Below are 2,675 nucleotides of genomic sequence, written 5' to 3' on the forward strand. Positions count from 1 at the left end.
GGGTTGAAGATAGATGAAAGGAAAAGAGAATAGAAGGAAGGTGCTGAGTATGAATGACCGACTGGTAATTGGAGGATATGAATTTCACTCTCGCTTTATTTTGGGCTCAGGTAAGTTTTCTCTCGAAATGATCCGGGAAGTCATTAAACATGGTGAAGTGGAAATAGTAACCCTTGCTTTGCGTAGGGCCAATGTCGGCGGCCAGGAAAATATATTAGATTATATTCCCGCGGGAATAACCATTTTGCCGAATACATCAGGTGCGAGAAACGCAGAAGAGGCTGTTCGGATTGCTCGCTTAGCACGGGAAATCGGATGCGGTAACTTTATTAAATTGGAAGTGATTCAGGATTCGAAATATTTGCTGCCAGATAATTATGAAACCATTAAAGCTACTGAAATTTTGGCTAAAGAAGGATTTGTTGTCATGCCTTATATGTATCCGGATCTCCATGTAGCTCGTGCGCTGGTTAATGCAGGAGCAGCTACTGTTATGCCGCTGGGGGCACCGATTGGCAGCAACAAGGGATTGTGTACTAAAGAATTCATTCGTATTTTGGTGGAAGAAATTGATTTGCCGATCATTGTCGATGCCGGCATTGGCCGACCGTCGCAAGCCTGTGAAGCCATGGAAATGGGCGTAGCTGCCGTGATGTGCAATACGGCTATTGCCACCGCCGGCAATGTAGCCCAAATGGCCAACGCATTCAAACATGCTGTTAAGGCTGGTAGGGAGGCTTACCTGGCTGGGTTGGGTCGAGTATTGGAGGGCCGGGCGGAGGCATCCAGTCCTTTGACTGGTTTTTTGGAGGAGTGATACTGATGACAGGACAAGACCATATGATGTATTTGGCAGGGATGGAAGTCATTGAGTCCGATGTACTGAATAGAGTCAATACTTTGCGGGAGAGGTATGATTACCAGCAGTATACGGGCGAGGATGTCAAGCGAGTATTGCGGCAAGAGCGGCTTTCTGTTGAAGACTATGGCATTATCCTGTCACCTGCGGCGGCAGAGTTTCTGGAAGCTATGGCGGCTAAAGCCACGCTAGAAACCAGGAGACATTTTGGCAATGCCATCCAACTCTTCACGCCGCTATATCTGGCTAATTACTGTGAAAATCATTGCATTTACTGCGGGTTCAACTGCCAGAACCGCATCAAGCGGGGAAAATTGACTTTAGGGGAAATTGAGGCTGAACTACAAGCGATAGCAGCAACTGGACTGAAGGAAATTTTGCTTCTCACCGGAGAATCCCGTCATTGGTCTGGGGTTGAATATATTGGAGAGGCCGTTAAATTAGCAGCCAAGTACTTTCCCGCAGTGGGTATTGAGATTTATCCCCTGAATAGTGATGAATACGCATATTTACACGAGTGTGGCAGCGATTTTGTCAGTGTTTATCAGGAAACATATAATCCCGATAAGTATCGACAGGTTCATTTACGTGGACCGAAACGGGTATATCCTTACCGCTTTCATGCACAAGAGCGTGCCTTGCGGGGAGGCATGCGTGGGGTAGCCTTTGGGGTTTTGCTGGGACTTGATGATTTTCGTAAAGATGCCTTTGCTGTTGGTTTGCATGCTTATTTTCTTCAGCAAAAATATCCTCATGCGGAGATTTCTTTTTCGGTGCCGCGGTTGCGCCCTTATATAAACAATGCGAAGAATTATGCCAATGATGTTCATGAGCGGCAACTGCTACAAGTTATCCTGGCTTATCGCCTATTTATGCCGTTTGCTGGAATTACCATTTCTACTCGGGAGCGGGCAGGGTTTCGTGATCATGTCATTGGTATGGCTGCGACAAAAATATCTGCCGGGGTTAGAGTCGGTGTTGGGGGACATAACACGGAAGATAAGGGAGATGAGCAATTTGAAATTGCCGATTCGCGCAGCGTGGAACAAATTCATCAAACCATTCTCAGCCGAGGTCTCCAGCCGGTTTATACCGACTATGTGAGGGTATAGCGCGTATGTTGATTTGTGTGACTCAGCGTATGCTTTGTCAAGAGGATTTTTTGCACCGCATACAACAATTAGCGCAAGCAAGACCTTATGCGTTAATGCTCAGGGAAAAAGATTTGGATTTGCCGTCCTATGAGCAGTTAGCCCGTAAAGTGAAAACTATTTGTGATAATTACCAAGTACTGCTGATTGTCCACCAACATGCTATTGTTGCTGAAAATTTGAAACTGACTCACCTGCAGTTATCCATGCCGGCATTACGAAATTATCATAAAAGGGAGTATTCTCTGGTTGTCGGTGCATCGGTTCATTCGGTTGCTGAAGCCAAAGAGGCTGAAGAACTTGGGGCATCTTATCTGGTTGTTGGCCATATGTATGCTACCGCCTGCAAACAAGGCCTTCCCCCAAAGGGACTAGCTTTGCTTAAGCAAGTCTGTCAGGCGGTGAATCTGCCGGTTTTTGCTATTGGTGGCATTACCCGAGATAATGCTGCAAGGGTATTAGCAAGTGGCGCTAACGGGTTTTGTGTAATGTCAGAAGCCATGACTTGTAAAGATCCGACAGCGTTGGTACACGAACTAAAAAAAATATGCCAAGAGCATGGCAGTGGTCAATGTTGATCAGCTGTTGTGCTGATCAGCCTGGATTATATTGGGCGTGTCGCAAAACGTTTATGGAAAAAACGTCTTGTGACACGCCTCTTTTTA

3 protein-coding genes are annotated in these 2,675 nt (G+C 46.1%); all 3 read left to right on the plus strand.

Going from position 1 to position 2,675, the window contains the following annotated elements; genetic code table 11:
• Positions 1 to 49: 49 nt before the first annotated feature.
• The 3 genes from AC29Z1_RS16210 to AC29Z1_RS16220 are packed head-to-tail and all read left to right on the plus strand — an operon-like array spanning position 50 to position 2,588.
• Positions 50 to 817, plus strand: coding sequence for a thiazole synthase (locus AC29Z1_RS16210; protein WP_488272489.1), 768 nt, complete (start codon positions 50 to 52; stop codon positions 815 to 817).
• A gap of 5 nt (positions 818 to 822) precedes the next feature.
• Positions 823 to 1,971, plus strand: coding sequence for a 2-iminoacetate synthase ThiH (thiH, locus tag AC29Z1_RS16215; protein WP_488272490.1), 1,149 nt, complete (start codon positions 823 to 825; stop codon positions 1,969 to 1,971).
• Between the two features lie 5 nt (positions 1,972 to 1,976).
• Positions 1,977 to 2,588 (plus strand): thiamine phosphate synthase, encoded by a 612-nt coding sequence (locus AC29Z1_RS16220; RefSeq protein WP_488272491.1) that lies wholly within the window; start codon positions 1,977 to 1,979, stop codon positions 2,586 to 2,588.
• Positions 2,589 to 2,675 lie beyond the last annotated feature (87 nt).

The organism is Sporomusa sp. (assembly GCF_057736855.1).